Source organism: Streptomyces sp. NPDC058371 (genome assembly GCF_042723265.1).
In the GTDB taxonomy this organism is placed as follows: domain Bacteria; phylum Actinomycetota; class Actinomycetes; order Streptomycetales; family Streptomycetaceae; genus Streptomyces.
Window position 1 is genome coordinate 211,811 of sequence record NZ_JBHXJC010000003.1, and the last position, 25,570, is coordinate 237,380.

A 25,570-nucleotide genomic window follows, 5' to 3' on the forward strand; every position below is an offset into this window, starting at 1 on the left:
CTGGACGCAGTTCGATGCGCACGCCAGCTCGACCCGAACACCCTGGACGGCCCCTCGTGAACCTCCCCAGTGCTGACCGGTCCCCGTCGGTCGCCGCGGCCGCGTCGGCGAGCGAGCCGTCCCTCGCCGCGGCGGCGGAGTCGGCGACCAAGGGCGGCTCCCGGGGCCTGGGCGCGCTCGGGCCCGTGGGGCTGGTCCTCGCGGGAGGGATCTCCGTGCAGTTCGGCGGGGCGCTCGCGGTGACCCTGATGCCGCGCGTCGGGGCACTCGGCGTGGTGACGTTGCGGCTCGTCGTGGCCGCGATCGTGCTGCTGCTCGTGTGCCGGCCCAAGCTCCGCGGGCACTCGCGCGCCGACTGGGGCACGGTCGTCGTCTTCGGCATCACGATGGCCGGGATGAACGGGCTCTTCTATCAGTCGGTCGCCCGGATCCCGCTCGGTACCGCCGTCACCCTCGAAGTGCTCGGCCCGCTGGCGCTCTCCGTCGTCACCTCCCGCCGCGCGGTCAACCTCGTCTGGGCCGGCCTCGCCCTCGGCGGTGTCTTCCTGCTCGGCGGCGGCGGATTCAGCGGCCTCGACCCCGTGGGTGTCGCCTTCGCCGTGTCCGCGGGCGCCATGTGGGCGGCGTACATCATCTTCAGCGCGCGTACCGGGCGCCGTTTCCCGCAGGCCGACGGGCTCGCCCTCGCCATGGTGGTCGCGGCGGTGCTGTTCCTGCCCCTGGGGATCGTCGAGTCCGGTACGAAGCTGCTGGTGCCGGCCACGATAGGACTCGGTGCCGCGGTCGCCGTGCTGTCGTCCGTGCTGCCGTACACCCTTGAACTGCTCGCGCTGCGCCGGCTGCCCGCCGCCACGTTCGCGATCATGATGAGTCTGGAACCGGCCGTGGCCGCCACCGCCGGCTTCCTCGTCCTGGACCAGGCACTCTCCGTCGCCGAGGCGCTCGCGATCGCCCTGGTCATCGCCGCGAGCATGGGCGCGGTGCGGACCCAGGTGGGCCGGGGCCGGGCCAAGGGGCTCGACACCCCCTAGTTCCGGCCGGGGCCGGCCCAAGGGGCTCGATACCCCCTGGTTCCCGCAGCATTTCCTCTCAGCGGGGCTTCTTCAGGCGCGACCCCTCGGGCACTTCTTCCGGCGCGGCCAGAAACAAATGCAAGCACGCTTGATTGTTTCTGTGGCCGCTGGCATGCTCCGGGGCACACCGTCGTGCCCCGAGGGGAGCATCGCATCGTGTCCGATCCGTCGTCCGTGATTGACGATCTGTGCCGCGAGAGTACGGAACTCGACCGGCTGGTGGGCGAGTTGGCGGAGGCGCGCTGGGCCCTCGCCACACCCGCGCCGGGGTGGACCGTGGCCCATCAGATCGCGCATCTCGCCTGGACGGACCGGTCCGCCCTGCTGGCCGTGACCGACGCGGAGGCCTTCGCGGCCGAGGTGGAGAAGGCCCTCTCGGCACCCGCCACGTTCGTCGACGAGGCGGCCGACGCGGGGGCGGGGCTGCCGCCGGACCGGCTGCTCGCCGTATGGCGGGAAGGGCGTGCGGCGCTGGAGCGGGCCCTGCGGTCGGCGCCCGCCGGGACACGCTTCCCCTGGTACGGGCCGCCCATGTCGGTCGCCTCCATGGCCACCGGCCGCCTTATGGAGACCTGGGCGCACGGGCAGGACGTCGCCGATGCGTTGGGTGTGGTCCGCGCACCCACCGGCCGGTTGCGGCATGTGGTGCGCATCGGGGTGCGGGCGCGGGACTTCGCCTTCGGGGTACGGGGGTTGAGCGCGCCGGCGGAGGAGTTCCGGGTGGAGGTCGTGGCGCCGTCCGGGGAGCTGTGGACGTACGGTCCCGAAGATGCCGCCCAGCGGGTGACCGGACCGGCGCTCGACTTCTGCCTGCTGGTCACGCAGCGGGCCCACCGCGCCGACCTCGCGGTACGCGCCGAGGGTGCCGATGCCGACCGGTGGCTGGACATCGCCCAGGCGTTCGCCGGCCCGCCGGGGCCCGGCCGCCCGGCCGGAAGCGCGCCCGTCGAGGCGCCCCGCGGCCCTCGCACCCCCACCGAGGAGACCGGCCGATGACAGCCCTCCGAAGCCAAGTGTCCGCGAGCCCGTCCTCGACCCCGTGCGTCCCGAAAACCCTCGCCTGCACCCCCGCCGCAGGGGGTCCCGCATGACCGGGCCCCTCCGGATCGGGAACGCCTCCGGGTTCTACGGTGACCGCTTCGACGCGTTGCGCGAGATGCTCACCGGTGGGCCGCTGGACGTGCTGACCGGTGACTATCTCGCCGAGCTGACGATGCTCATCCTGGGCAGGGACCGGCTGCGCGACCCCGCGCGGGGTTACGCGACGACCTTTCTGCGGCAGCTGGAGGAGTGCCTCGGGCTGGCCCATGAGCGGGGTGTGCTGATCGTCGCCAACGCCGGGGGCCTGAATCCCGCCGGACTGGCCGACTCCGTACGGGAGTTGGCCGGCCGGCTCGGCATCCCGGCCCGGGTCGCGCACGTCGAGGGCGACGACCTCACACGCCACCACCCGACGAGCCTCGCCGCGCACGCCTACCTGGGCGGGGGCGGGATCGCCGCCTGTCTGCGGGAGGGCGCCGACATCGTGGTCACCGGGCGGGTGACCGACGCCGCGCTCGTCACCGGGCCCGCGGTCGCGCACTTCGGCTGGGGGCCGGGGGAGTACGACCGGCTCGCGGGCGCCGTCGTCGCCGGGCACGTCCTGGAGTGCGGAACCCAGGCGACCGGCGGCAACTACGCCTTCTTCGCCGAGCACCCCCCGGAGCGGCTCCGCCACCCCGGCTTCCCCCTCGTCGAACTCCACGAGGACGGCACCGGCGTCATCACCAAGCACGACGGCACCGGCGGCGTCGTGGACCTCGGCACGGTCACCGCGCAGCTGCTGTACGAGACGGGCGGCGCCCGGTACGCGGGGCCCGATGTGACCGCCCGGCTCGACACCGTCCGGCTCACCCAGGAGGGCCCCGACCGGGTCCGGATCGAGGGCGTACGCGGGGAGGCCCCGCCGCCGACCCTCAAGGTCGGGCTCAACCGGCTCGGCGGATTCCGCAACGAGGTCGTGTTCGTGCTGACCGGGCTCGACATCGAGCGGAAGGCCGCGCTCGTACAGGACCAGATGGAAGCCGCGCTGGACACCGCCAAGTCCCGGCCGGCGCAGGTGCGGTGGGAGCTCGCCCGCACCGACCATCCCGACGCGCCGAGTGAGGAGACGGCGAGCGCCCTGCTCCGGCTCGTCGTGCGCGACCCCGACCAGAACGCGGTGGGGCGGACCCTCAGCGGCGCCGCCGTCGAGCTGGCGCTGGCGAGCTACCCCGGCTTCCATGTGCTCGCGCCCCCAGGAAAGGGCGCCCCCTACGGGGTCTTCGAGGACGTGTACGCCGAGCAGGGGGCCGTGGAACAGGTGGCCGTCCTCCACGACGGCCGCCGCGTCCCCGTCGCACCGCCCGAGGACACCCGCGTACTGGAGACGCCGGAGGCGCCGCCGCTGCCCGAGCCGCCGCCGGCCGGGGAGAGGACCCGCCGGGCGCCCCTGGGCCTGGTCGCCGGTGCCCGCAGCGGCGACAAGGGCGGCAACGCGAACGTGGGCGTGTGGGTGCGCACGGACGAGGCCTGGCGCTGGCTCGCGCACACCCTGACGGTCGACCGGTTCCGCGAACTCCTCCCGGAGACGGCCGACTTGACCGTCGTACGCCATGTCCTGCCGAATCTGCGCGCGCTCAACTTCGTCATCGAGGGGATCCTCGGTGAGGGCGTCGCGGCGCAGGCCCGCTTCGACCCGCAGGCCAAGGGCCTCGGCGAATGGCTGCGCTCCCGCCACCTGGACCTACCGGAGGCCCTGCTGTGACCGCCCGCCACCCGCACCTCCCGGAGGCCCTGCTGTGACCGCCCGCCACCCGCACCTCCCGGAGGCCCTGCTGTGACCGCCCGCCACCCGCACCTCCCGGAGGCCCGCAAGTGACCGTGCTCGCCTCGGCCCTGAACACCGGGGGTCCCGACTACACCGCGAACCGCGAGGCCATGCTCGGCAGGCTCGCCGAACTGGACGCCGAGCACGCCAAGGCGCTGGCCGGCGGCGGTGAGAAGTACGTCGCCCGGCACCGCAAGCGCGGCAAGCTGCTCGCCCGGGAACGCATCGAGCTGCTGCTCGACCCGGACACCCCGTTCCTGGAGTTGTCGCCGCTCGCGGCCTGGGGGAGCGACTCCCCGGCGTACACGGTCGGCGCCTCGCTGGTCACCGGGATCGGGGTCGTCGAGGGTGTGGAGTGTCTGATCACCGCGAACGATCCGACCGTGCGCGGCGGGGCCAGCAACCCCTGGAGCCTGAAGAAGGCCCTGCGGGCGAACGACATCGCCCTCGCCAACCGGCTGCCCTGCATCAGCCTCGTGGAGTCCGGCGGCGCCGATCTGCCGTCCCAGAAGGAGATCTTCATCCCCGGGGGCGCGATCTTCCGGGACATCACTCGGCTGTCCGCCGCCGGGATCCCGACCGTGGCCGTCGTCTTCGGCAACTCCACCGCGGGCGGCGCGTACATCCCCGGTATGTCCGACCACGTGATCATGGTCAAGGAGCGGGCGAAGGTCTTCCTCGGCGGACCGCCGCTGGTGAAGATGGCCACCGGCGAGGAGAGCGACGACGAGTCGCTGGGCGGCGCCGAGATGCACGCGCGCGTGTCCGGTCTCGCCGACCACTTCGCCGTCGACGAGCAGGACGCCCTCCGGCAGGCCCGGCGGGTGGTCGCCCGCCTCAACCACCGCAAGGCGTACGGCGATCCGGGCCCGGCCGCGCCGCCCAAGTACGACGAGGACGAGCTCCTTGGGATCGTCCCCGGTGACCTCAAGCACCCCTTCGACCCGCGTGAGGTCATCGCCCGCATCGTCGACGGCTCGGACTTCGACGAGTTCAAGCCGCTCTACGGGACGAGCCTCACGACCGGCTGGGCGAGCCTGCACGGCTATCCGGTCGGGGTGCTGGCCAACGCGCAGGGCATCCTGTTCAGCGCCGAGTCCCAGAAGGCCGCCCAGTTCATCCAGCTCGCCAACCAGCGCGACATCCCGCTGCTCTTCCTGCACAACACCACCGGCTACATGGTCGGCAAGGAGTACGAGCAGGGCGGCATCATCAAGCACGGCGCGATGATGATCAACGCGGTGAGCAACTCGCGGGTACCGCACCTGTCCGTGCTCATGGGCGCCTCCTACGGAGCGGGCCACTACGGCATGTGCGGGCGTGCGTACGACCCGCGCTTCCTGTTCGCCTGGCCCAGCGCCAAGTCGGCCGTCATGGGCCCGCAGCAGCTCGCCGGCGTTCTGTCGATCGTCGCCCGGCAGTCGGCGGCCGCCAAGGGACAGCCCTACGACGACGAGGCCGACGCCGCGCTGCGCGCGATGGTCGAGCAGCAGATCGAGTCGGAGTCCCTGCCCATGTTCCTGTCCGGGCGGCTGTACGACGACGGGGTCATCGACCCGCGCGACACCCGCACCGTCCTCGGCCTGTGCCTGTCCGCGATCCACACGGCGCCCTACGAAGGCGCGCGCGGCGGCTTCGGCGTCTTCCGGATGTGAGGGATTTCGTGAACTCCATGATCACTTCAGTGCTCGTCGCCAACCGCGGCGAGATCGCCTGCCGCATCTTCCGTACCTGCGGTGAGCTGGGCATCCGTACCGTTGCCGTGCACTCGGACGCCGACGAGAACGCCCTGCACACGCGCGTGGCCGACGCGGCCGTCCGGCTGCCGGGCGCGGCGCCCACGGAGACGTATCTGCGCGGCGAACTCATCGTGAAGGCGGCCCTGGACGCGGGCGCGGACGCCGTCCACCCCGGCTACGGCTTCCTGTCCGAGAACGCCGACTTCGCGCGGGCCGTGACCAACGCGGGCCTCGTCTGGATCGGACCGCCGCCCGAGGCGATCGAGGCGATGGCGTCCAAGACGCGCGCCAAGAAGCTGATGGGACTCGAACCCCTGGCCGCGGTGACGGCCGGCGACCTGCCCGTGCTGGTCAAGGCGGCGGCCGGCGGCGGCGGACGCGGCATGCGGATCGTGCGCGAACTCGCCGAGCTCGACGCCGCGTTGACCGCCGCCCGCGCCGAGGCGCTCAGTGCCTTCGGCGACGGAGAGGTCTTCGTCGAGCCCTATGTGGAGGGCGGCCGGCACGTCGAGGTGCAGATCCTGGCCGACACGCACGGCACCGTCTGGGCGCTCGGCACCCGGGACTGCTCCCTCCAGCGGCGTCACCAGAAGGTCATCGAGGAGGCACCGGCCCCCGGGCTCGCACCCGAACTCGCCGCGGAGATCGGCGAGCTGGCCGTACGCGCCGCCCGCGCGGTCGACTACGTGGGCGCCGGCACGGTCGAGTTCCTGGTCGCGGACGGCAGGGCCCACTTCCTGGAGATGAACACCCGCCTCCAGGTCGAACACCCCGTCACGGAAGCGGTGTTCGGCATCGACCTGGTGGCCCTGCAACTCCAGGTCGCCGAAGGCGCGGCCCTCGACGACGACCCGCCCCGCGCGCGGGGGCACGCCGTCGAGGCCCGCCTCTACGCGGAGGACCCGGCGCACGACTGGGCCCCGCAGACCGGCACCCTGCACCGTCTCGCCGTACCGGACGGCATCCGCCTGGACACCGGATACGGCGACGGCGACTCCATCGGCGTCCACTACGACGCCATGCTCGCGAAGGCCGTCGCCCACGCCCCCACCCGCGCCGGGGCCCTGCGCGCCCTCGCCGGCGCGCTGGAGCGGACGGAGCTGCACGGCCCGGTCACCAACCGGGACCTCCTCGTACGGTCCCTGCGGCACCCCGAGTTCGTCGGCGCCCGCATGGACACCGGGTTCTACGAACGCCACCTCACCGAGCTCACGACGGCCGCCCCGGACCCGTACGCACCGCTCGCCGCCGCCCTCGCGGACGCGCACGGCCGCTCCCGGTTCGGCGGCTGGCGCAACCTGGCCTCCCAGCCGCAGTCCAAGCGCTACCTGATCGACGGCACCGAGCACGAGGTCCACTACCGGCACATCCGCGACGGCCTGAGCGCCGACGGGGTGCGCGTGGTGCACGCCGACGCCCGTCTCGTCGTACTCGAAGTGGACGGCGTACGAAGGAAGTTCGCGGTGACGCGATATGCCGACCAGGTGTATGTGAACGCCACCGCCCTGACCGCGCTGCCCCGGTTCCCCGACCCGGTGGCGGACCGCGCCCCCGGTTCCCTGCTGGCGCCGATGCCCGGGACGGTCGTCCGCGTCGCCGAAGGGCTGGCCGAGGGGGCCAGGGTGGAGGCGGGCCAGCCCCTGCTGTGGCTGGAGGCGATGAAGATGGAACACAAGATCTCCGCACCGACGGCGGGCACGCTCAGCGCCCTGCACGCCACCCCGGGCCGACAGGTCGAGGTCGGCGCGCTGCTGGCCGTGGTCGAACCCCTTTAGCGGCGCGGGACCGTAACACCATGCGGCACCGCCGCGTGGGCGTGACCAGCCACGACACAGCCGCACCGTCGAGGAGACCCCATGAGCCCCGTCATCGAATCCGCAGAGCACAAAGCCCTCCGAGCGGCCGTAGCGGCGCTCGGCAAACGCTACGGTCGCGACTACATCACCAAGGTCATCGCCGAAGGCGCCCACCCCGACGCGCTCTGGTCCGAGGCCGCCAAGCTCGGCTACCTCGGCGTCAACCTGCCCGAGGAGTACGGCGGCGGAGGCGGCGGCATAGCCGAACTCTCCCTCGTCCTGGAGGAGTTGGGCGCGGCGGGCTGCCCCCTGCTGATGATGGTCGTGTCGCCCGCGATCTGCGGCACGGTGATCGCGCGCTTCGGCACGGACGCGCAGAAACAGGAGTGGCTCCCCGCCCTGGCGGACGGCACCCGCACCATGGCCTTCGGCATCACCGAACCCGACGCCGGCTCCAACTCGCACCGGATCACCACCACCGCCCGCCGGGACGGTGAGGAGTGGCTGCTCAGCGGCCGCAAGGTGTTCATCTCCGGTGTCGACATCGCCGACGCCACCCTCATCGTCGGCCGCACCGAGGACGCCCGCACCGGTCGCCTCAAGCCCTGTCTGTTCATCGTCCCGCGCGACGCCGAGGGGTTCGGGCGGCGGCAGATCGACATGGAACTCCAGGGCGCGGAGAAGCAGTTCGAGCTGACCCTCGACGACGTACGGCTGCCCGCCGACGCGCTCGTCGGCGACGAGGACGCGGGGCTGCTCCAGCTCTTCGCCGGACTCAACCCCGAACGCGTCATGACGGCCGCGTTCGCCCTCGGCATGGCCCGCTACGCGCTGTCCAGGGCCGTCGAGTACGCGCGCGAACGCACCGTCTGGAAGGAGCCCATCGGCTCCCACCAGGCCATCGCGCACCCCCTCGCGCAGGCCCACATCGACATCGAACTCGCCCGCCTGATGATGCAGAAGGCGGCCTTCCTGTACGACTCCGGGGACGACATCGGCGCCGGCGAGGCCGCCAACATGGCCAAGTACGCGGCCGGCGAGGCCTGCGTACGGGCCGTCGACCAGGCCGTGCACACCCTCGGCGGCAACGGTCTGACCCGGGAGTTCGGCCTCGCCTCGCTGATCACGGCGTCCCGCGTCTCTCGTATCGCACCGGTCAGCCGGGAGATGATTCTCAACTACGTCTCCCACCAGACCCTGGGCCTGCCCAAGTCGTACTAGGAGGACCCGTGTTCCGCAGCGAGTACGCCGACGTCCCGGCCGTCGAAGTCCCCATCCACGAGGCGGTCCTCGGCCGGGCCGCGGAGCGCGGTGACACCCCCGCGCTGATCGACGGCGTGGACGGCACCACCCTCACCTACGCACAGGTGGACCGCTTCCACCGCCGGCTCGCCGCCGCGTCCGCCGCGGCAGGCGTCCGCAAGGGCGACGTACTCGCCCTGCACAGCCCGAACACCGTCGCCTTCGCCCTCGCCTTCTACGCCGCCACGCGCGCGGGGGCGTCGGTCACGACCGTCCACCCGCTGTCCACGGCCGAGGAGTTCGCCAAGCAGCTGCGCGACTGCGGCGCCCGCTGGATCGTCACCGTGTCGCCCCTGCTGAAGACGGCGAGCGCGGCGGCCGAACTCGCCGGCGGCATCCAGGAGGTCTTCGTCTGCGACAGCGCGCCCGGGCACCGCTCGCTGATCGACATGCTCGGTTCGACCGCTCCCGAGCCGGTGGTCGACATCGACCCCGTCGAGGACGTCGCCGCCCTCCCGTACTCCTCGGGCACGACCGGCATCCCCAAGGGCGTCATGCTCACCCACCGGTCCATCGCCACCAACCTCGCGCAGCTCTCGCCGTCCGTGCCGATGGGCCCCGGCGACCGCATCCTCGCCGTGCTGCCGTTCTTCCACATCTACGGGCTCACGGCCCTGATGAACGCGCCGCTCCGGCAGGGCGCCACCGTCGTCGTACTGCCCCGCTTCGACCTCGACACCTTCCTCGCGGCCATCGAGAAGCACCGCATCACCGGCCTGTACGTCGCCCCGCCGATCGTCCTCGCCCTGGCCAAGCACCCGGCGGTCGCCCAGTACGACCTGTCGTCCCTGCGCTACATCATCTGTTCCGCCGCACCCCTGGACGCCGGACTGGCCGCCGCCTGCTCCCAGCGGCTCGGTCTGCCGCCGGTCGGCCAGGCGTACGGCATGACGGAGTTGTCGCCCGGCACGCACGTGGTGCCCGTGAACGCCGAGAACCCGCCCCCCGGGACCGTCGGCAAGCTCATAGCGGGCACGCAGATGCGCATCCTCTCCCTCGACGACCCCGACAAGGAGCTGGGCGTCGGCGAACCCGGCCAGATCGCCATCCGCGGCCCCCAGGTCATGAAGGGCTACCTCGGGCAGCCCGACGCCACCGCCGCGATGATCGACGCCGACGGCTGGCTGCACACCGGGGACGTCGGGTACGTGGACGCCGACGGCTGGCTGTTCGTCGTCGACCGGGTCAAGGAACTCATCAAGTACAAGGGCTTCCAGGTCGCGCCCGCCGAACTCGAAGCGCTGCTGCTCACCCACCCCGGCATCGCCGACGCCGCCGTCATCGGCGTCTACAACGACGACAACAACGAGGTCCCGCACGCCTATGTGGTGCGCCAGCCCGCCGCGGCCGGCCTCTCCGAGAGCGAGGTCATGATGCACGTCGCCGAACGCGTCGCCCCGTACAAGAGGGTCCGCGGAGTGACCTTCATCGACGCCGTGCCCCGGGCCGCCTCCGGGAAGATCCTGCGCCGGGAACTGCGGGACCTCCGGGAGCGCTCATGACCCTCGTCGGCGTCACCCACGCGCACGGCGTCGCGACCCTCACCCTGGACTCCCCGGAGAACCGCAACGCCCTCTCCGCCCCGCTCGTCCAGGACCTCACCGATGCCCTCACCCGGTGCGGCAAGGACCCCGCCGTACGCGCCGTCGTCCTCACCCACACCGGCACCACCTTCAGCGCCGGCGCCGACCTCACCCGGCCGCCCGACCCCGCCGCGTTCGTGGCGCTCCTGCGGCAGGTCGTGGAGCTGCCCCAGCCGGTCCTCGCCCGGATCACCGGCCACGTACGGGCCGGCGGACTCGGCCTGGTCGGCGCCTGCGACCTGGCCGCGGCCGGCCCCGGAGCCACCTTCGCCTTCACCGAGGTCCGTATCGGGGTCGCCCCCGCCGTCATCTCCATGCCCCTGCTGCCCCGCCTCGACCCGCGGGCCGCCGCCCGCTACTACCTCACCGGCGAACGCTTCGACGCCGCCGAAGCCGCCCGCATCGGCCTGCTCACGGCCGCCTCGGACGACGTCGACGAGGCCCTCGCGCCGCTGCTGGACGGGCTGCGCAGGTCCTCACCCCAGGCCCTGGCCGAGACGAAACGACTGCTCACGGCTATCGTGCTGGAGACCTTCGACCGGGACACCGCCGCGCTGACCGCGCTCTCGGCACGGCTCTTCGCCTCCGCCGAGGCCCGCGAGGGAATGACGGCCTTCCTCGAACGACGGGATCCCGCATGGGTGCTGTGACCTCGACCGCTGTCGACCGCGCCCCGAAACAGGACCGCAGCCGGGCCACCCGCCGACGGCTCCTGGAGGCCGCCGTGGCCTGCCTCGCCGACCACGGCTGGGCGGGCTCGACCGTCTCCGTCGTCGCCGAACGCGCCGGCGTCTCCCGCGGCGCCGCCCAGCACCACTTCCCGACCCGCGAGGACCTCTTCACCGCGGCCGTCGAGTACGTCGCCGAGGAACGCTCCACCGCCCTGCGCGCCCTCTTCCCGGACGGCGCGGCCGACCGTCGCGCCGTCGTCGCCGCCCTCGTCGACCTCTACACCGGCCCCCTCTTCCGCGCGGCCCTGCACCTGTGGGTCGCCGCCTCCAACGAGGACCAGCTCCGCCCCCGCGTCACCGAACTCGAAGCGCGCGTCGGCCGCGAGACCCACCGCATCGCCGTCGAGCTGCTCGCCGCCGACGAATCCCGCCCCGGCGCCCGGGAAACCGTCCAGGGCCTGCTCGACATGGCGCGCGGCCTGGGCCTGGCGAACCTGCTCACGGACGACGCGGGCCGCCGCGAACGCGTCGTCGCCCAGTGGGCCGCCCTCCTCGACGCGGCACTCGGCCCCGCCGTGGCGGCGCGGCTCGCCGCCGACGTCACGGACTGAGCCGCTCCACCCGCCAGCCGCCGTCCGGCTCGGCCACGTACCGCAGCCGGTCGTGCAGCCGGTTCTCCCGGCCCTGCCAGAACTCCACCGCCTGCGGCGCCACCCGGAAACCACCCCAGTTCGGCGGCACCGGCACCTGCTCGCCCTCCGGGTAGCGGGCCGCCAACTCCGCGTACGACGCCTCGAGTTCCGTGCGCGACGAGATCACCGAGGACTGGGAACTCGCCCAGGCGCCGAGCTGCGAGCCGTGCGGGCGGGTACGGAAATACGCCGCCGTCTCGTCCCGCCCGGTCCGGCGCGCCGTGCCCGAGACGATCACCTGGCGGGCCATCGGATGCCACGGGAACAGCAGCGAGACGTACGGATTCCCGGACAGCTCCAGCGCCTTGCGGGACTCGTAGTTCGTGTAGAAGACGAAGCCCTGCTCGTCGTACTGCTTCAGCAGCACCGTACGAGAACTCGGCCGGCCCTCCGCGTCCGCCGTGGAGACGACCATCGCGTTCGGCTCGTAGACCATGCCCTGGACGGCCGCCCGCGCCGCCTGCCGGAACCAGCGGGCGAACTGGCCCATCGGGTGCGGGGTGAGATCGTGCTCGTCCAGGCCCTCGGCGCGATAGTGCGCGCGCATCGCGGCGGGGTCGTCGACGGGTTCTTCGGAAGCGGGGCCGGCGGCCTCGGCTGCGCGCTGGACGAGGGGCTCGGCGGCGGATTCATCCGGGAAGCGGTCGTTCACGCCGTCATCCTGCCGTATGCGCCCGCCCGGCGACGGGGGTGCGCTTCATCACTGTGTGGCACTGAGTGCCGCGTACTCTCCCCAAAGGTGGCACTCAGGGATATCGTGCTGCTGCCGTTTCGGTTGGGTGACCGCCAGCCGCACGGGGCATGACCGGAGTGACCGCTCCGGACCGCGAGCCGTGGAAGACACTCGGGCAGACCTGCACGAGTCTTCGTATACGACCGTGGAACCGGACCGGACACCACCACCATCACGTCCGGCACATGGTCGCCACCGTCCCCCCGCACACCATCTGTCGCCCACATCACGAGGAGCCGCCTGATGTCCGACTTCGTACCCGGACTAGAGGGAGTCGTCGCGTTCGAGACGGAGATCGCCGAACCGGACAAGGAGGGCGGCGCACTCCGGTATCGAGGCGTCGACATCGAAGACCTGGTCGGTCACGTCTCCTTCGGAAACGTCTGGGGACTCCTCGTCGACGGCGCCTTCAACCCCGGCCTGCCGCCCGCCGAACCGTTCCCCATCCCCGTCCACTCCGGCGACATCCGCGTCGACGTGCAGTCCGCACTCGCCATGCTCGCCCCCGTATGGGGCCTCAAACCGCTCCTCGACATCGACGAGCGGGAAGCCCGCCACGACCTCGCCCGCGCCGCCGTCATGGCCCTGTCGTACGTCGCCCAGTCCGCCCGCGGCCAAGGCCTGCCCATGGTCCCGCAGCGCGAGATCGACAAAGCCCAGTCCGTCGTCGAACGGTTCATGATCCGCTGGCGCGGCGAACCCGACCCGAAGCACGTCGCGGCCGTCGACGCCTACTGGACCTCCGCCGCCGAACACGGCATGAACGCCTCCACCTTCACCGCCCGCGTCATCGCCTCCACCGGCGCGGACGTGGCCGCCGCCCTCTCCGGCGCCGTCGGCGCCATGTCCGGCCCGCTGCACGGCGGTGCCCCCTCCCGCGTCCTCGGCATGATCCAGGAGATCGAACGCACCGGGGACGCCGAGGCCTACGTCAAGCAGGCCCTCGACAACGGCGAACGTCTGATGGGCTTCGGCCACCGCGTCTACCGCGCCGAGGACCCCCGCGCCCGCGTCCTGCGCCGCACCGCCCGCGAACTCGGCGCCCCCCGCTTCGAGGTCGCCGAAGCCCTGGAGAAGGCCGCCCTCGCCGAACTCCACGCCCGCCGCCCGGACCGGGTCCTGGCCACCAACGTCGAGTTCTGGGCGGCCATCGTCCTCGACTTCGCCGAGGTCCCGGCCCACATGTTCACCTCGATGTTCACCTGCGCCCGTACCGCCGGCTGGTCCGCGCACATCCTGGAGCAGAAGCGCACCGGACGGCTCGTACGGCCGTCCGCGCGCTACACCGGCCCCGGCACCCGCAACCCCCAGGAGATCGAGGGATACGAGGGCATCACGCCCTGACCGGCGTCCAGCGGTGCGCCGCCGGCCGTCACGCGGGAACGAGCAACTCCGCGTGATGGCGGGCGGCCACCAGCGGATGCGCCCGCAGCTTGCCCTTCAGTTCGTTGCGCCCGTACTCCGCGAAAAGCGGATTCGCCGGATCCGTCGTCACCCCGGGTGCGGCGGACGCGTGCGGGAAGACCAGCGGTTCCACCCGCGCGTCCAGCCGCGGGTTGTAGAAGAAGGGCACCGAGAACCGCTCCATGGCTCCGGGCGGGCTGACCACCCGGTGATTGGTGGCCACCAGATACCCGTTGGTCGCCACCTCCAGCAGCTCCCCCAGATTGACCACGAAGGCCCCCGGGATCGGCGGGACATCATGGAAGTTCCCGTCCCCGCGCTGGACTTGGAGCCCCCCGACCTCGTCCTGGAGCAGCAGCGTCAGGAACCCGTAGTCCTTGTGCGCGCCCACCCCCTGATCGGCGCCGTCCCCCGCACTCCCCGGATACCGCACCAGCTTCAGCTGCGGATGCGCCCGCTCCCCGAAGGCCGGCTCGTAGAAGTCGGCGGGCGCGCCGATCGCGGCCAGCAGCTCCCGCAGCAGCCGCGCCGCGACGGCACTGAGCCGGTCGATCCACGCCAGCGCGGCCGTGCGCAGCTCGGGCAGCGCGGCGGGCCACTGGTTCGGACCCTCCAGCCACCAGTACGCCGGCTCACCCGGACCCGGCGTCCGCGCGGGCCGCTCGGCCCCGATGTCCAGCTGGTCCCGCCAGTCCCGGCTGCCACCCGTGCGCTCGTCACCGGTCCGCGTATACCCGCGGAAATGCGGTGAGTTGACGTTGTCGAGGGCCAGCCGGTCGGCCTCGGGCAGCGCGAAGAACCTCCGCATCGCCCCGAGCAGGGCGGCGGTCTCCGCGTCCCCCACTCCGTGCCCGACCAGCTGGAAGAAGCCCACGTCATGGGCGGCACTGTGCAACTGCGCGTGCAACAGCGCACGCGCCTGAGGACCGCGGTCGGCGGCCGACAGATCGATGATCGGAAGCTGCTGGTACGACGGGTTCGTCGCGATGTTCGTCATGGGATGCGTCCGCAGGGGTCTACGGGTGCCCGGACAGCCGCCAAGGGTGGGGCGGAGCCGCGGGAGCCGAATGGGCGAGGAGAGGTGAAGAGGAAAACCGGGGCTGGGGTCAGAAGGACCGTCGACAGCCCATGCTCGTGACGCGGAGGAAGTCCACGTGGCGGCGCCGTACGAGCGAAAGCATGCGCCCACAGTACTGCGGCCCGCGCGAGAAGGATGTGTCCGCGGTCACCCCTGTGCACCGCCGCCCCCGCGCACCTCCGCACGCACACGCAGACGACCCGCAGGCTCGGGTCCCTCGCCTCGGCGAGGAGCCGGCCGGACTTACCGGCGAGCCTGCGGGTCGGGTGACTGCTTGAGATTGGGCCGGCTGCGCGCTTCGCTCACACGCTGGTCCGGCACCGCACTGGATGTGGTGACGGGCCGCTAGCCCGCAGCCACCTCACGCGTCCGGTTTGCATACATCTGCCAAACCACCTCCCTTCTCGTGTAGCCCACACCTTAGGAACCGATCGGGCGCGGCTCAAGCGATTTATTCGAGGCGGCCGCGGGTGCGCATCCGGTACCGGGCGAGGGATGATTGAAAGCGTCTGGTGCGGGGGCTCCCGGGAAGGTGGGACGGGGATTCCATGGACAACGATTTCGTTCGAACTTCTGAGAACGTGATGTGGGCTGGGTCACGTTCGAGTTGAATGATTCCGAGTGAGCGAACCGACGCGCCGTACGTGCGGACGCAGCCTGCAGGGGGTCCAGGTGAGTGCTTCCCGGCGTAGTGGGACCACCGATGAGCTGGGGCCGGACGAGCCCGAGCGGGATGGTTCGGATCTTCTTGCCGCGCTGCTTGACGGCATGGACGCGGCTTTGTGCGCCTTCGACGCCGACGGTGTCGTCACCCACTGGAATCGCGAGGCCGAGCGGATTCTCGGGTGGACCGCGGCGGAGGCCGTGGGGCGGCGCGGCTTCGCCGGCTGGGCCGTGCGGACCGCGGACGCCGAGGAGGTCGAGGGACGGCTGCTGTCGGCGATGCAGGCGCCCGGGCGGCAGGTGCACGAGTTCGCGCTGCTGACGAAGGACGGCGGGCGGGTGCTCGTGCGGACCCAGTCGGCGACCGTGCGCGGTCCCGACGGGAAGCCCGCCGGGCTCTACTGCGCGTTCAGCGAAGTGCACACGCAGATCGATCTGGAGCGGTCCATCGCGCTGAGCGAGGCGCTCTTCGAGGACGCCAGCTGGGGTGTCGTACTGGTCGACGTCGATCTGCGGCCGGCCGTGGTCAACGCGCACGCGGCCCGGGCGCTCGGCATAGGGCGTACGGCCGTACTGGGGCGCCCGCTCGGCGAGCTGCTCTCGGCGGGTGTCGAGGAGCTGGAGAGCGCGCTCACGCACGTGCTGGCCGAGGGGGCTCCGCCCGCGCCCGCCGAGATGTGGGTGAGTGTGCGGGCGGCCGAGGGCGAGAAGCGGCGCTGCTGGCGCAGTGGGTTCCTGCGGCTGGCCTCGCCGCTGGCGGAGGAGCCCGTTCCGCTGGGCGTCGGCTGGCTCTTCCAGGATGTGACCGAGGCGAAGCAGACGGAGCAGGAGGCCGCGCTGCTGCGGTTCCGCGCGAACCAGCTGCACCGGGCCGGGCGGGCCGCCGCCGAGTGCGAGGACCCGGGCGAGGCGGCCACCGTCTATCTGGACTTCTCGCTCGCCGGCTTCGCGGATCACGCGGTGATCGACCGGGTGGCCGCGGGTGCGGTGGGCGACGCCGGAGGGCCGGTGCGGCTGGTGCGGGCCGTGGCCACGCCCGCCGGGCCGCCGGGACCGAGCCTGCTGGCCGGCAAGGCGGGGCTGCCGATCCGGTACGGGGACGGGCATCCGGCGTTGCAGTGCGTGGACCGGGTCGGGTCGGTGCGGGCCAGCGCGAGCGCTTCGGCGTCCGCCGACTCCGTGCGGGAGTGGGCCGTGAGCCGGCAGTGGCCGCCGGGCTCCGTGCACGCCCTGTGCGCCGTCCTGCGCAGCCGGGGCCGCACGCTGGGTGTGGTGACGTTTCTACGGGGCGCGGGGCGCACTCAGTTCGAGCGCGCGGACGCCTCGTACGCGGAGGATGTGGCGGTGCGGATCGCGGCGGCGCTGGATCTGGCGGGGACGGCGGGACACGAGTAGACCGCCGGGTCCGTCCCACCGCGGGCACGGACCCCCGCGGTGACGGCGGCCGACGTGCTCAGCGGCGGTAGAAGATCCGGTCTCCGTACTCGTCGAACACGCGCCCGTTCCACTCGTGGCCGCCGTCCACGTTCCCGGAGCGCAGCAGCGGGGGCTCGATGCCGCGGTCGGCCAGGGTGCCGGCGGCGGTGGCCATGACGGCCTGGAGCAGGGCGGTCGTGATGACGGTGGAGGCGGGGGCGAAGGGGGCCGGGACGGTGTCCACGGTGATCTCCGCGTCGCCGACCGCGATCTTCGAGTCGAGGACGAGGTCGCAGTGGTCCTTGAGGTAGCTGCCGGAGCTGTGCCGGGACTTGGTCTCGGTGGCGTACGCGACGGACGTGACGCCGATGACCTTCACTCCCAGGGCCCGGGCGTTCATGGCCATCTCGACGGGGAGGGCGTTGCGGCCGGAGAGGGAGATGATCACGAGGAGGTCGCCGGAGCGGACGGGGCTGGTGTCGAGGACGGCGCTCGCGAGGCCGTCGACCCGTTCGAGGGCGGAGCCGAGCGTGGCCGGCATGACGTCGACGCCGACGACGCCGGGGACAGCCAGCAGGTTCATCAGGGCGAGGCCGCCCGCGCGGTAGACGATGTCCTGCGCGGCCAGCGAGGAGTGCCCGGCGCCGAAGGCGAACAGCCGGCCCCCGTCGGCCACCGTGTCGGCGATGAGCGCGCCCGCGGCCGCGATGGACTCGGCGTCCTCGTCCCGTACCTGCTGGAGCAGTGCGATCGCGGCGTCGAAGAACTGTCCGGCCAGCTTGCTCTCGCTCATCGGCGAAGCTCCTTCGAAGTCGCGTCGGCGTCGTCACGGCATCGGCACGGCGGCGGTGCCGGCCGGGTGAACCGGCGGCCCGGCGCGGCCGTACTCCCGTCGTGTCGCGGATCACGTTGCGGTCTGGACCAGTGCCCTGTCAATACGGCCCCTCGGGGGCCGGCGGGGGTGTCCGCGGGGGCACACGTAACCACCCGGTATCAACGGCGCGGCACGGTTGTCAGTGGTATGCGTCAGAATTGAGTCCAGGGCCAGCGCACAAGCCGGGAGCGGTAGAGCCTCCGGCAGAGCAAATCGAGGGGCACGTATGTCCGGACTGATCGACACCACGGAGATGTATCTCCGCACCATCCTCGAGCTGGAGGAGGAAGGTGTGGTCCCCATGCGCGCCCGGATCGCCGAGCGGCTCGACCAGAGCGGGCCGACCGTCAGCCAGACGGTGGCGCGGATGGAGCGCGACGGCCTGGTGGCCGTCGCCAGTGACCGGCACCTGGAGCTCACCGACGAGGGCCGCCGTCTCGCCACCCGGGTGATGCGCAAGCACCGGCTGGCGGAGTGCCTGCTCGTCGACGTGATCGGTCTGGAGTGGGAGCAGGTGCACGCCGAGGCGTGTCGCTGGGAGCACGTGATGAGTGAGGCGGTGGAGCGCCGCGTCCTCGAGCTGCTGCGCCACCCGACCGAGTCGCCGTACGGCAACCCGATCCCGGGCCTGGAGGAGCTGGGCGAGAAGGACGGGGCCGACCCCTTCCTGGATGCGGGCATGGTGTCGCTGGCCGACCTCGACCCGGGCGCGGACGGCAAGACCGTGGTCGTGCGGCGCATCGGCGAGCCGATCCAGACGGACGCGCAGCTGATGTACACGCTGCGCCGGGCGGGCGTGCAGCCCGGCTCGGTCGTGAGCGTTACGGAGTCGCCCGGAGGGGTACTGGTGGGCAGCGGTGGCGAGGCCGCCGAGCTGGAGGCCGACGTCGCCTCCCATGTGTTCGTGGCCAAGCGCTGACCTCGGGGCCGCCCCGGTCACCGCACTCGGCGAGCGGTCGCCGAGGCTTCCGGGGTTGTCAACTACCGCGCCTGCAGAGGCAGTTGTGACTTTTCCGCGAACGTACCGAATCCAAGATTCAGTGTGCGGAAGCGCAGCGCGGGGACAGTTTGCGTGCGACGCTGTCGCGTGAGGCATATGACCGAGGGGCTCTTGGCCGTCGTCCGACAGCGATGTCGCGCGGCCGGGGAGGGGGCGGGAAGATGTGCCGAAGACATGGAGAGGGCCCCGGCGCCGCATGGCGCCGGGGCCTGTCCTCCCCTGTGCTGACCCGGAGCCCCGAGCTCCCAGGGTCATTCCCTCCGGACCGGTTTCCCCGAGCGGTCCGCCTCCCGCTGAAAGATCTCCCCTCGGCGGCGGCGGCCAATCCCCCCAGGGGGTCACTCGAATGAGGGGTGTTGCCCTCAGGAACCGCTCTCTCGAATTCGCATTCGATAGCGTGAGGGTGACGGACCACGTGGGGCGCGCGCTGTAACAACCGGCGCGTGCGGTGACAGCGCACACGGCGTGCGACAGAGCCCAGCAGGAGCAGCGGGACGACCAGCGGTACGAGGGTGGACCGGCGGGAGTGAGCGGTCCGAGCGAGCCAGGGGGGTGCCAGGACCTATGGTGCGGCGCATCGACGTGACCGGAGCAGGCGGCGTACGACTGGCTGCCTGGGAGTTCGGCGACCCTCCCAAGACCGATCCGGCGCGGTCCGCCGAGCCGGTCAGGACGGTGCCCGCGCAGGGCGGCCCCGGACAGCTGGCGGAGGAGCGGGCCGAGCACGGGCCCGGCGTGCTCCTGCTGCACGGCCTGATGGGCCGGGCCTCGCACTGGGCGTCCACGGCACGCTGGCTCTCCGAGCGGTATCGCGCCGTCGCGCTCGACCAGCGGGGGCACGGCCAGAGCGACAAGCCGCCCGAGGGCTGCTACACCCGCGAGGCGTACGTCGAGGACGCCGAGGCCGCTCTGGAGCAGCTCGGTCTCGCGCCGGCCGTCGTCATCGGTCACGCCATGGGCGCGCTGACGGCCTGGCAGCTCGCCGCCCGGCGTCCCGATCTGGTGTGCGGCCTGATCATCTGCGACATGCGGGCCTCGGCGTTAGGGGCCGCGTCGCAGCGTGAGTGGGAGGACTGGTTCAAGGCCTGGCCCGTCCCGTTCGCCACGCTGGCCGACGTCCGCAAGTGGTTCGGCGAGGACGACCCCTGGGTGGAGCGTCCGAATCCGGCCCGCGGGGAGTTCTACGCCGAGGTGATGTCCGAGTCGGCGGACGGCTGGCGCCCGGTCTTCGAGCCGGAGCAGATGCTCACGTCCCGCGAGACCTGGGTGTACGACGCGCACTGGGAGGAGCTCGCCCAGGTCCAGTGCCCCGCGCTGGTCGTCCGGGGTCTCGACGGCGAGCTGGGCCGGGCCGAGTCGCAGGAGATGGTGCGCGTCCTGCCGCGCGGGCAGTACGCGGAGGTCGCCGACGCCGGCCACCTGGTGCACTACGACCAGCCGGAGGCGTGGCGGACGGCCATCGAGCCGTTCATGGAGGGCGTGCTCACGCCGTGAGCCCCGCGGCGCCCGCCCGCCGGCAGAGACGAGCCTCGGGACGGCGGCCCGCGACCTGCGCACGCCGTGAGCCTCGCGACGCCCGCCGGCCCGCCGGCAGAGACGTGTTCACGCAGTGAGCCTCGGGACGGCGGCCCGCGACCTGCGCACGCCGTGAGCCTCGCGACGCCCGCCCCGGGGACCGTCACCCCTTGCTGACCGCCGCGAGGATCTCCGGCAGCCGCCGTGCCGTGCGCGGTGCGGCCAGCCGCAGTCCGAGCAGCGCGAGCAGCGCGCCGTACCCGGCCCCCAGCGGCAGCAGCAGCCAGGTCCACTCGTCGCCGTCCGCCGCCACGTTCAGCCAGATGGTGAGGGCGATGACCGGGGCGCACAGCAGCGCGGCCGAGACCATCCCGCCGAAGATCGAGATCCAGGCGAGGCCCGCCTGCCCGGGGGCCACGTTCTTGTAGCCCTCCTGCGGGATGGAGTACGGGAAGCGGGCCGACGACCAGGCGCCGGTCGCCAGCATCGCGCCGAGGAGCGCGAAGGACAGCCCGAGCACCTCGGGCAGTTGGGGCCAGTCGCCGAGCATCGCGGTCGTCAGGACGGTCACGAGCGTCGCGTACGGCAGGGTGATGACCAGCAGCGCCAGGGCCCGTGCGCGCAGTTCGACGTACGCGTCCCGGGTGGACGAGATCGTCATCGCGACCATCCAGAACGCGGACGTGTCCTGCCCGAACTGGTTGTACATCTGGATGCCGAGCATGCCGGCCGCGAAGCAGGCGAAGTAGATCGAGCCGGTGCCCTGCAGGGCGTTGAACACCGGCACGATCAGCCCGATGGCCAGCGAGGTCACCCAGGCGGCCTTGGTCTTCGGGTCGCGCCAGATGTAGCGCAGGCTGCGTTCCATGACGGTTCCGGTGCGGCCGGCGGGCAGCAGTCGGCTGAGGCCCGTCGAGCTCCGCTCCCGGGCGGCCGGCTCGGCCGACTGCAACGTGGACCCGTCCGGTGAGGTCATCAGCCGGGTCAGGTGCCGCGTCCAGAGCGCGAGGAGGCCCGCCAGCGCGGCCGCGGACAGCAGGAGTTGGACGGCTCCGGCGCCGTAGGACCCCTCGCTGACCGAGCGCACCGCGCCGATCGCGGAGGCGGGGGGCACCCAGCGCAGTACGTCCGCGGCCGGGTCGAGCTGGGACAGGCCCCCGGCGGAACCGAGGCGCTGCGCCCCGAAGTTGACCACCTGGGCGCCGATCGCGACGACCAGGCCGCTGAGCACCGCGAGATCGCGGCCCCGGCGGCTGGTCAGCAGCCGGAGGTTGGCAGCCGCGACGGCCCGCGCCAGGGCCACGCAGACGAGCAGCGCCAGCACCGCGCCGAGCACCGCGGTGACGTACGCGGCCGGGCCGTGTGCCACGGAGATCACCGAGCCGGCCAGCAGGCACAGCGTGAACAGCGGCCCGATGCCGACCAGCGAGGCCGCGAGGAGCGCGCGGACGAGGGGGCGGGGACGCAGCGGCAGCATCACCAGCCGGGTGGGGTCGAGCGTCTCGTCGCCGCTGGGGAAGAACAGCGGCATCACGGCCCAGCCGACCGCGAGGACCGCCACGAGCAGGACGGCGAGGGCGGTGGCGTGCGCGTTGCCGCGCAGCGCGATCAGGCCGATCAGCTGGAGGGCGGCGACGAGCAGCACGAGAACGGTCGTGGTGACGTACGCGGCCCGCCGCCCGGCCGACTGCCGCAGCCCGTTGCGCAACAGCGACAGCTTCAGGCGTACGAGGACGGGGGTGACGGACTCGGCGGGGGTACGGGTCCGCGGCGGGCCCTGGGTGTCGGTTCCGGTGCTCATCGCGCGCCGCCGCCCAGCCAGTCGAGGTCGGAGCCGGTGACCCGGCCGTGCGCGCCGACGAGTTCGAGGAAGGCGTGCTGCAGGGAGGGGGCGCTGCCGCGCACCTGCGCGAGCGGCCCGTGCGCACGGATGCGTCCGGCGGCCATGACGGCCACCCAGTCGCACAGCGACTCGACGAGCTCCATGACGTGGGAGGAGAAGACGACGGTGGCGCCCGAAGCGGTGTAGCGCTCCAGGACGCCCCGGATGATCTGCGCGGAGACGGGGTCGACGCCTTCGAAGGGCTCGTCGAGGAAGAGGACTTCGGGGTTGTGGAGCAGCGCGCAGGCCAGCCCGATCTTCTTGCGCATGCCGGTCGAGTAGTCGACGACGAGCTTGTGCTGGGCGCCCGCGAGGTCGAGTACGTCGAGGAGCTGGGTGGCCCGTTTGTCGACCTCGGCGCCGGGCAGACCGCGCAGCCGGCCGGTGTAGGCGAGCAGTTCGCGACCGGAGAGGCGCTCGAAGAGGCGGAGTCCCTCGGGCAGGACGCCGATCCGCGCCTTGACCTCGACCGGATCGCGCCACACGTCGTGGCCGACGACCTCGACGCTGCCCTGGTCGGGCCGGAGCAGCCCGGTCACCATCGACAGAGTCGTGGTCTTCCCGGCCCCGTTCGGTCCGACGAGCCCGATGAACTGGCCCGCGGGCAGCTCCAGGTCGATCCCGGCGACCGCGACCTGCTCCCCGAACCGCTTCCAGAGCCCTCGTACACGTACGGCGGCCGCGCCTGTCCCTGCTGGTCCCTCGGTCATGCAAGCACCCTAAGGGGAAGCGCCGCCGCTTTCGGGGGCGCGGAGAAGTGCGCGATCAGCCACGACGCATCCGCGGTCTGCCGCCACCCGCTGACGCATCCGCGGCCCGGCCCCCGCTACCGGCGCCCGTCCCGCCCGCAGGCGTAGGCGAGCGGCGAGATCAGCTCCTCCGCGTCCGGCAGCCAGCGGTTCGCGGGCGTGGGCCGGCACGCCCACTGGACGGCGCCCCGGGACCCGTAGCGGGTGGGCGGAGCCGCCACGTACGCGCCCTCGCCGAGCGGGACCAGGTCGAGGGAGGCGGGCGGCCAGCCGATCTTGCGGACGAGGTCGGGGAGCTTGGCGGCGGCGCCGGGGAGCACGAAGAACTGCATACGACGGTCCGGCGTGCAGGTCACCGGGCCGAGGGTCAGCTCCATGCGCTCCATTCGCGCCAGCGCCAGGAACCCGGCCGTCTCGGGCACGTCCAGCGCGTCGAACGTGCGCCCGGTGGGCAGCAGGATCGACGCCGTCGGCTGCTTCGACCACAGGCGGCGCGCGACGGTCGCGCTGCCCGTCGCCTGCGTCGCCCAGTCCTCGCGCGCCGGGTGCGCGCCGGGCACGGCGCACGAGGGCTCGCCGCAGGAGCAGCGCTGCACCCCGTCGACGGCTTCCAGCCAGGTGCCGGGGAACACGTCCCAGTGGCGCTCCTCGGCATAGCGCACGGCGGTGTCCAGCAGCGTTTCGCCGCGCTGCTGGGGGATCTGGGCGGTCTCGGTGCCTGCGATGGTCTCTTCCACGGTGAACTCAACTCCCGGGCCCACCTCGGGTTACGGCTGACACGCGCGCGGGGGCGGAGCATCGATTCCGCATGTGGGGCGCATGGATGCATGTACGGGGGCGCGCAGGAGGAACGACAGCGGGGGCTGGGTAACCAGGTGAGGGGTCGGGCAATCGCCTTTACCCCGGCAATCCTCACATGTCTCGCATCTTCCGTATCTCGGCGGGGCATTGATCTTCCTGGCCGGCTTCTTTCCGTGGAGCCGGTCGCTGAGGTCACGTCAACTCGGTGCGTGGGCAGGCACCGCAGACACATGGCGAGAGAGCCGAAGGGCGCGCCGGTGTCGAGGGGACGAGCGCGCGCGGGCCCGCAGGGCCGGCCGCGGTCGCCCTCCGGCACGGGCACCGGCGCCCGGCAGGCGAACCCGCCAGAAAGCAGGGGGTACGCCATGGCCGCAAGGCCTCTCGTCGCGCGGCAGCCGAACGAACGGCTGCAGGCGCTCATCCAGGAAGCGGGCTGCTCGAACGCCGGGCTGGCCCGCCGGGTCAACATGTGCGGCGCGGAGCACGGACTCGATCTGCGGTACGACAAGACGTCCGTGGCGCGCTGGCTGCGCGGACAGCAGCCGCGGGGGCGGGCACCGGCGATCATCGCCGAGGCCCTCGGCCGCAAGCTGGGCCGTACGGTCACGATCGACGAGATCGGCATGGCCAACGGCAAGAACCTCGCGTCCGGCGTGGGCCTCCAGTTCTCGCCGACCGTCCTGGGAGCCATCGAGCAGGTCTGCGAGCTGTGGCGCAGTGACGTGGGGCGGCGGGACTTCCTGTCCGGCTCGTCGGTCGCCGCGTCCGCCCTCGTCGAGCCCAGCCGGGACTGGCTGATCTCCGCGCCGGACTCGCAGGTGGCGCGGGCCGCCGGCCCACGGGTCGGGCTCTCGGACGTGGCCGCGGTCCGCGCGATGACCCAGGCGCTCACCGACCTGGACCACCAGTACGGCAGCGGGCATGTGCGCCCGGTCGTCGTGCACTACCTCAACAGCGTGGTCTCCGGGCTGCTCGCGGGCTCGTACCGGGAGGCGGTCGGGCGCGAACTGTTCGCCGCGGTGTCCCGGTTGACCGAACTCGCCGGGTACATGGCCATCGACACCGGCCAGCCGGGGCTCGCCCAGCGCTACTACATCCAGGCGCTGCGGCTCGCCCAGGCGGCGGGCGACCGCGGTTACGGCGGATATGTGCTGGCCGCGTCGATGAGTCACTTGGCCGCGCAGCTCGGAAACCCGCGTGAGATCGCGCAGTTGGCGCGTGCGGCGCAGGAGGGGGCGCGGGGACGTGTCACGCCGCGCGCCGAGTCGATGTTCTACGCCGCGGAGGCCCGGGGGCACGCGCTCATGGGCGACGCGCGCGCGGCCCAGGTGACGTCGGGGCGGGCGATCGCCGCGCTGGAGGGGGCCGACGCGGCCTCCGGGGACGACCCGGTGTGGATCACGCACTTCGACGAGGCCTATCTGGCCGACGAGTTGGCGCACTGCCACCGGGACCTGGGGCAGGCGGAGGCGGCCGCGCGGTGCGCGGAGGAGTCCCTCGCCGGGCATCCCGAGTCGCGGGCGCGGCGCCGGGCGATCGGGTTCGTACTGCTGGCCACCGCTCAGGTGCAGCGGCGCGAGATCGAGCAGGCCTGCCACACGGGCCTGCGTGCCGTCGAACTCCTCGGCACCGTGCGCTCCAACCGCGGCGCGGAGTATCTCGAAGACTTCCAGCAGCGCCTGGAGCCGTTCCGGGACGAGCCAGTGGTACGGGAGTTCGGGGCGCGGATGGAGTTGCAGGCAGCGGCGTGA

The 25,570-nt window shown here is 72.6% G+C and carries 20 protein-coding genes; 14 read left to right on the plus strand and 6 right to left on the minus strand.

Translation table 11 applies throughout. The annotated features are described in order from the left end of the window. The first annotated feature begins 56 nt into the window (after positions 1–56). The 9 genes from ACFWM2_RS12585 to ACFWM2_RS12625 all read left to right on the plus strand — a co-directional run bounded on the left by ACFWM2_RS12585 (position 57) and on the right by ACFWM2_RS12625 (position 11,623). Positions 57–1,031 (plus strand): DMT family transporter, encoded by a 975-nt coding sequence (locus ACFWM2_RS12585; protein ID WP_383277117.1) that lies wholly within the window; start codon positions 57–59, stop codon positions 1,029–1,031. A gap of 198 nt (positions 1,032–1,229) precedes the next feature. Continuing rightward, positions 1,230–2,069: a TIGR03084 family metal-binding protein gene (locus ACFWM2_RS12590; RefSeq protein ID WP_383277120.1), complete on the plus strand. Its 840-nt coding sequence runs from the start codon at positions 1,230–1,232 to the stop codon at positions 2,067–2,069. A 91-nt stretch (positions 2,070–2,160) separates the two neighbouring features. Continuing rightward, complete coding sequence (locus ACFWM2_RS12595) at positions 2,161–3,858, plus strand: acyclic terpene utilization AtuA family protein (RefSeq protein ID WP_383277123.1); 1,698 nt, start codon at positions 2,161–2,163, stop codon at positions 3,856–3,858. A 110-nt stretch (positions 3,859–3,968) separates the two neighbouring features. Beyond that, positions 3,969–5,576, plus strand: a complete 1,608-nt coding sequence (locus tag ACFWM2_RS12600; protein ID WP_383277126.1) for an acyl-CoA carboxylase subunit beta — start codon at positions 3,969–3,971, stop codon at positions 5,574–5,576. A gap of 17 nt (positions 5,577–5,593) precedes the next feature. Next, positions 5,594–7,435 carry a biotin carboxylase N-terminal domain-containing protein gene (locus ACFWM2_RS12605; RefSeq protein ID WP_383277129.1) on the plus strand — a complete coding sequence of 614 codons (1,842 nt, stop codon included), beginning with the start codon at positions 5,594–5,596 and terminating at the stop codon, positions 7,433–7,435. A gap of 81 nt (positions 7,436–7,516) precedes the next feature. Continuing rightward, positions 7,517–8,677 (plus strand): acyl-CoA dehydrogenase family protein, encoded by a 1,161-nt coding sequence (locus ACFWM2_RS12610; RefSeq protein WP_383277132.1) that lies wholly within the window; start codon positions 7,517–7,519, stop codon positions 8,675–8,677. 8 nt (positions 8,678–8,685) lie between these two features. Further along, positions 8,686–10,260: a 4-coumarate--CoA ligase family protein gene (locus tag ACFWM2_RS12615; protein WP_383277135.1), complete on the plus strand. Its 1,575-nt coding sequence runs from the start codon at positions 8,686–8,688 to the stop codon at positions 10,258–10,260. Next, complete coding sequence (locus tag ACFWM2_RS12620; RefSeq protein WP_383277138.1) at positions 10,257–10,991, plus strand: enoyl-CoA hydratase family protein; 735 nt, start codon at positions 10,257–10,259, stop codon at positions 10,989–10,991. Before ACFWM2_RS12615 ends, ACFWM2_RS12620 begins: the two co-directional genes overlap by 4 nt. Further along, positions 10,979–11,623, plus strand: coding sequence for a TetR/AcrR family transcriptional regulator (locus tag ACFWM2_RS12625; protein ID WP_383277141.1), 645 nt, complete (start codon positions 10,979–10,981; stop codon positions 11,621–11,623). The genes ACFWM2_RS12620 and ACFWM2_RS12625 overlap by 13 nt, the downstream gene beginning before the upstream one ends. On the opposite strand, the gene pdxH is transcribed toward ACFWM2_RS12625, so the two are convergent. After that, positions 11,613–12,251: a pyridoxamine 5'-phosphate oxidase gene (pdxH, locus tag ACFWM2_RS12630; protein WP_383278300.1), complete on the minus strand. Its 639-nt coding sequence runs from the start codon at positions 12,249–12,251 to the stop codon at positions 11,613–11,615. The two genes, ACFWM2_RS12625 and pdxH, sit on opposite strands and share 11 nt — an antisense overlap. 429 nt (positions 12,252–12,680) lie before the next feature. Between pdxH and ACFWM2_RS12635 the strand changes: the two genes are divergently transcribed. Continuing rightward, a complete protein-coding gene (locus tag ACFWM2_RS12635; RefSeq protein ID WP_383277144.1) occupies positions 12,681–13,781 on the plus strand; it encodes a citrate synthase 2 in 1,101 nt (366 codons plus the stop codon). A gap of 28 nt (positions 13,782–13,809) precedes the next feature. Here ACFWM2_RS12635 and ACFWM2_RS12640 read toward each other — a convergent pair whose 3' ends face one another. Beyond that, a complete protein-coding gene (locus ACFWM2_RS12640; RefSeq protein ID WP_383277147.1) occupies positions 13,810–14,838 on the minus strand; it encodes an isopenicillin N synthase family dioxygenase in 1,029 nt (342 codons plus the stop codon). A gap of 753 nt (positions 14,839–15,591) precedes the next feature. On the opposite strand from ACFWM2_RS12640, the gene ACFWM2_RS12645 reads away from it, so the two are divergent. After that, positions 15,592–16,977 (plus strand): PAS domain-containing protein, encoded by a 1,386-nt coding sequence (locus ACFWM2_RS12645; protein WP_383277150.1) that lies wholly within the window; start codon positions 15,592–15,594, stop codon positions 16,975–16,977. A 58-nt stretch (positions 16,978–17,035) separates the two neighbouring features. Here ACFWM2_RS12645 and ACFWM2_RS12650 read toward each other — a convergent pair whose 3' ends face one another. After that, positions 17,036–17,791 carry an SIS domain-containing protein gene (locus ACFWM2_RS12650; protein ID WP_383277153.1) on the minus strand — a complete coding sequence of 252 codons (756 nt, stop codon included), beginning with the start codon at positions 17,789–17,791 and terminating at the stop codon, positions 17,036–17,038. A gap of 307 nt (positions 17,792–18,098) precedes the next feature. Here ACFWM2_RS12650 and ACFWM2_RS12655 point away from each other — a divergent pair, with 307 nt between their 5' ends. After that, complete coding sequence (locus ACFWM2_RS12655; RefSeq protein ID WP_383277156.1) at positions 18,099–18,791, plus strand: metal-dependent transcriptional regulator; 693 nt, start codon at positions 18,099–18,101, stop codon at positions 18,789–18,791. 645 nt (positions 18,792–19,436) lie between these two features. After that, positions 19,437–20,366 (plus strand): alpha/beta fold hydrolase, encoded by a 930-nt coding sequence (locus ACFWM2_RS12660; protein ID WP_383277159.1) that lies wholly within the window; start codon positions 19,437–19,439, stop codon positions 20,364–20,366. Positions 20,367–20,550: 184 nt separating this feature from the next. Here the strand turns inward: ACFWM2_RS12660 and ACFWM2_RS12665 are convergent, their stop codons facing one another. The 3 genes from ACFWM2_RS12665 to ACFWM2_RS12675 all read right to left on the minus strand — a co-directional run bounded on the left by ACFWM2_RS12665 (position 20,551) and on the right by ACFWM2_RS12675 (position 23,755). Beyond that, positions 20,551–22,188, minus strand: coding sequence for a transporter (locus ACFWM2_RS12665; RefSeq protein WP_383277162.1), 1,638 nt, complete (start codon positions 22,186–22,188; stop codon positions 20,551–20,553). Further along, on the minus strand, positions 22,185–22,979 hold the full coding sequence (locus ACFWM2_RS12670) for an ABC transporter ATP-binding protein (protein ID WP_383277165.1): 795 nt from the start codon (positions 22,977–22,979) through the stop codon (positions 22,185–22,187). The genes ACFWM2_RS12665 and ACFWM2_RS12670 overlap by 4 nt, the downstream gene beginning before the upstream one ends. A gap of 116 nt (positions 22,980–23,095) precedes the next feature. Continuing rightward, on the minus strand, positions 23,096–23,755 hold the full coding sequence (locus ACFWM2_RS12675) for a bifunctional DNA primase/polymerase (protein WP_383277168.1): 660 nt from the start codon (positions 23,753–23,755) through the stop codon (positions 23,096–23,098). 429 nt (positions 23,756–24,184) lie between these two features. On the opposite strand from ACFWM2_RS12675, the gene ACFWM2_RS12680 reads away from it, so the two are divergent. Next, complete coding sequence (locus ACFWM2_RS12680) at positions 24,185–25,570, plus strand: transcriptional regulator (protein WP_383277171.1); 1,386 nt, start codon at positions 24,185–24,187, stop codon at positions 25,568–25,570.